Genomic DNA, 4,161 nt, shown 5'->3' with positions numbered 1-4,161 from the left:
CCCGCGGCGCAACGCCACCAAACCGCACAAGCCGGCGATGGCAAACGGCAGATTGCTCAGCACGTCCAGCGCGCAGGGAATTCCCCAGAGCGTGCGCTGGTCGGCAAAGTCATGCTGGTGCGCGCTCGCAGGCAGCGCGGGCCCGAACAGCGCCAGCGCCAGCAGCGCAACCAGGCCCAACAGCAGGCCGGCTTCGGCGCGCGACAGGGCCGGGTGGATTCGGGGCAGGGGGAAGGCGGGGAAGGTCATTCTGCGCTCGCATCAGGGAGTTGCTCGACGCCACGCAGTGTGCCCGGCACAGCCCCTTCGGCACGGCGAAAAGTCGCGCAAACGGCGCAGCAAGCCACCCCGGGTACCGATAATCGATACCCATGAGCAGCACCGCCGACCTCGTTGCCGCACTCAAAAAGGAACTCAAGAGCGCGCAAATGACCTACGCCGACCTGGCGCAGGCCCTGGGAATGGCCGAATCCAGCGTCAAACGCATGCTCGCCAAGGGCGACATGCCGCTCTCGCGCGTCGACGCAATCTGCCACGCGCTGGCGCTGGACTTTTCCGATCTGGCGCGCCGCGTGGCCGAGAGCCAGCCGCTGCTCAAGGAACTGAGCCAGGAGCAGGAAAGGGCCGTGGTGGGCGACAAGAAACTGCTGCTCATGGCGATCTGCGTGCTCAGCCAGTGGACGCTGGAGCAGATCACCACGGACTACCGCCTGACCGAGGCCGAGGGCGTGAAATACCTCGCGCAGCTCGACCGCATCGGCATCATCGCGCTGCGGCCCCTGAACCGCTACCGCCTGAAACTGGCCAAGACCTTCCGCTGGCGCCCCCACGGGCCGGTGATGAACTACTTTCGCGAGCACGCGCTGCTCGACTACTTTGCCGGCGGCTTCGACGGCCCGGGCGAAGGGGTGCTGCTGGTGCACGGCAGCATCAGCCACGGCCGGGCCCCGGCCTTCATGGAACGCATGCAGCGCGTGGCGCAGGACTTTGCGCAGCAGCACCTGGCCGACCAGAAACTGCCCGAACAGGACCGCGAAGGCCATACCCTGCTGCTGGCCATGCGCCGCTGGGAGTTCGCGGCGTTTGCCGGCATGCGGCGCTAAATCTCTCGCGCTTCGGGTGCCAGGCTTGTGCCTGATGAAATGGGCTACAGTACGGCGCTCAGTCAGACGACTGCATCGATGATCATCTTTCGAGCTTGGCGAAAAAGCCCGCGGCTCTTGCAGGAAAAAGGAGCTTGGCCATGCTCAAACACCTCCGGTTGGAAAACGTTGGCCCCGTTGACGCCGAAATCCAATTCGGCAAACGGATGAATTTGATCACGGGCGACAATGGCCTGGGCAAGAGCTTCTTGCTGGATATTGCGTGGTGGTCCATGACGCGGAAATGGCCCGCCGAGGTCAATCCCAAACTCACCACGGGAAAGAAAGCGCTGCCCCGCACCGAGGGAGCGGCCAAAATTGATTTTTCCTTCACGGGAAAATCCAAGCCGGTCAAATACGCCAGTCACTATGCGCGGCCCGATCAGGCATGGACGGGTCGGTCGGGTCGGCCGGCCAACCCTGGCCTGGTGCTTTACGCAATGGCTGACGGTGGCTTTGCCGTGTGGGATCCCGCCCGCAATTATTGGCGCAGCCAAGGCGGCGTAGATAATATCCAGAATCGCCCCCCTGCCTATGTATTCAGCCCCTCCGAGGTCTGGGATGGTTTGCCGGGCGTCGAGGGCAATTGGCTGTGCAATGGGCTGATACGCGACTGGGCGAGTTGGCAAAAGGAGAATGGCGCCACTTTCAAGCATTTGCGCGCCGTGTTGGACGCTCTTTCTCCTTCTCCTGAAGAAAAGCTCACCCCCGGTGCGCTCACCCGGATCAGCCTGGATGATGTGCGCGACATGCCGACCATCCCTCTGCCCTATGGGGTCGATGTGCCCATGGTGCATGCCTCTTCGGGCATGCGCCGCATTATCGCCCTGGCCTATTTCTTGGTGTGGTGCTGGGAGGAACACCAGCAGGCGGCCAAGCTGCTGACCGAAGTTCCCACCAAGCAAATAGTATTCCTGATTGACGAAGTGGAATCTCACCTGCATCCGAAATGGCAACGCCGCATCATCCCGGCGCTGTTGAATGTGGTCGAGTCCTTGCGTTGGGCTGCACAGGTGCAGGTCCTTGCCGTCACGCATTCGCCGTTGATCATGACATCTGCCGAACCCCACTTTGACGATGCACGGGACGCTTGGTTCGACTTCGACTTGGTCCGCACCGATGGAACAAGCCACCCCATCGTCGAGCTCAAGAAACGCCCCTTTGAGCGCCTGGGCGAAGTTTCCCGCTGGCTGACGAGCGAGGCTTTTGATCTTGGCAGCGCACGGTCCCTGGAATCAGAAGAAGCGTTGCAACAAGCGGCGGAGATACTTTCGGGAAGAGTGCCTGACCCCACCCGTGCCAAAGCACTGGACACGCAGCTGCGCAAGCTGCTGGGAGACACCGATCCATTCTGGATTCGCTGGCGCCATATTGGCGAAAAGCAGGGATGGTTGCCATGATTCCCGTGGCGGCTCAGCCCGAACCGCCTGCATTCGACGCAATAGTCCGTCGCAAAGGTTTGGCGCATCTCGCCAAAAAGGGTTTTTCGCCAAATCAACCCTTGCCGCCAAAAGCGGACATCACGCCCTATTGGCGCGACTGTCTGGCCGATCTGCACAAAGCCTACGGCGGGGTGTGTGCATACCTTGGCGTCTTTTTCGAGCGCGTGATGGGCGGGGGGAGCGTCGATCACTTCATCGCCAAATCGACCCATGCCGGGCTGGCTTATGAGTGGAGCAACTATAGGCTGGCGTGTTCGCACATGAACAGCCGCAAGCGCGAATACAGCGACGTGCTCGACCCTTTCTCCATGGCACCGGATCTGTTTTTCCTGGAGCTTTCTACCGGGCATATCTACCCGAACCCGAATCTGGACGCCCCGCAGATGCGCCGTGTGAAGGAAACCATCAAACGACTTGGTCTGGACGATCCGCTGTGCCGTGATCTGCGCACGCGCCGGTATCAGGACTATCTTGAGCATTCTCTGCCTGCCGTCTATTTGAAGGAGAAATCTCCCTTCGTTTGGTATGAAGCGGATCGCCAGGGGCTCTTGTGATTTCTTTGTGATTTCTCATCGTGGCTGCACCGCAGTGATTCCCTGCGCGCGTTCGCAGCCTCGATGCGCTGGGCCAAGAAGGTCAGCGCGCGCAGCAGGTGCGCATTGCACCGCTGCCCAACAGCCACGCACCAGCACCTCAGTCAGCCTGCCGCGTTCAGCCCGTATCCCCGGACCCGGCGCTGGGCGTCAACGGCTACTGGGCCAGGGACAGCACCGGCATCCGGGTCAAGCTGATCCGCGCGCCTTCCGGCGGCAAGGTGGCCAGCGAAGGCGGGCGGCTGCGGCGGGACTTCGAGATCACCGATCGCGTGACAATTCGACGCCGACAGCCGGGTCAATGGCCTCATCATCGCCCCCGGAGCCGCAGCGCAAATGCCCTTGTCCCTCGTGGAGCAGGCGCCGGATAGCGACGGGCGGCCTCTGGTTTTGACCTGAAGGAGAAACACCGTGGCTGCTGTTGCTTCCGTCACCATTTGGGCCGAGCCGTACTCTTGCGGGGGCGATGGATGCCTTCTGTCCGCGGATTCCCGAACGACCCGGGTGCATTTCGATTTCGACCAAGGGCCATGGGAGCCGCGTTTCGGCCTCTCCGACTGCAACCCGGTGTTCGACAGCACCACGGTCACCGGCGACCAACTGGTGGGCCACTACACCGAAGCCAATGGCCTGGACGGGGCAGCGCTCGCGGACAGCGCAGGCTTTACGGTCAGGAGCACCGCAGGCACGGCGATTCGCGTAAACAGCGCCGTGCTCAGCGCAGCGGACAAGACCGTCACGCTGACGCTGGGCCGCGCCGTGACCAGCAACGGCAACGGCGTCCAGGACAGCGCGCAGGCGGCGGCAGCATCGACCCGCGCGCTGGACGTCAACGGCTACTGGGCCAAGGACAGCACCGGCACCTGGGTCAACCTGATCCGCGCGCCTTACGGCGGCAAGATGACGCTGGAAGGCCGACGGCGTCATCACCGCGCCCGGCGCCGCAGTGCAGATGCCCTTGTCCCTCGTGGGGCAGGCGCCGGA

General features: G+C 62.9%; 4 protein-coding genes and 1 pseudogene. 4 read left to right on the top strand and 1 reads right to left on the bottom strand.

Annotated elements, in window-relative coordinates; all coding sequences use genetic code 11:
- Positions 1-249, bottom strand: a pseudogene (locus tag VTU_RS28020) (hypothetical protein); the annotation flags it as partial.
- Between the two features lie 122 nt (positions 250-371).
- Here VTU_RS28020 and VTU_RS0117855 point away from each other — a divergent pair.
- From VTU_RS0117855 to VTU_RS35050, 4 genes are all read left to right on the top strand, one after another.
- The gene (locus VTU_RS0117855; RefSeq protein ID WP_010106719.1) at positions 372-1,103 is read left to right on the top strand and encodes a helix-turn-helix domain-containing protein; all 732 of its coding nucleotides are present in this window, start codon (positions 372-374) and stop codon (positions 1,101-1,103) included.
- A gap of 140 nt (positions 1,104-1,243) precedes the next feature.
- The gene (locus VTU_RS0117850) at positions 1,244-2,542 is read left to right on the top strand and encodes an AAA family ATPase (protein ID WP_010106718.1); all 1,299 of its coding nucleotides are present in this window, start codon (positions 1,244-1,246) and stop codon (positions 2,540-2,542) included.
- The gene (locus VTU_RS0117845; protein WP_029554531.1) at positions 2,539-3,138 is read left to right on the top strand and encodes an HNH endonuclease family protein; all 600 of its coding nucleotides are present in this window, start codon (positions 2,539-2,541) and stop codon (positions 3,136-3,138) included. Before VTU_RS0117850 ends, VTU_RS0117845 begins: the two co-directional genes overlap by 4 nt.
- Positions 3,139-3,588: 450 nt before the next feature.
- A partial coding sequence (locus tag VTU_RS35050; protein ID WP_322835867.1) for a SwmB domain-containing protein occupies positions 3,589-4,161 on the top strand: 573 nt, incomplete at its 3' end.

The organism is Verminephrobacter aporrectodeae subsp. tuberculatae At4 (assembly GCF_000193225.1).
GTDB classification, from domain to species: domain Bacteria; phylum Pseudomonadota; class Gammaproteobacteria; order Burkholderiales; family Burkholderiaceae_C; genus Acidovorax; species Acidovorax aporrectodeae.
This window is presented reverse-complemented; position numbering and strand designations above follow the sequence as displayed.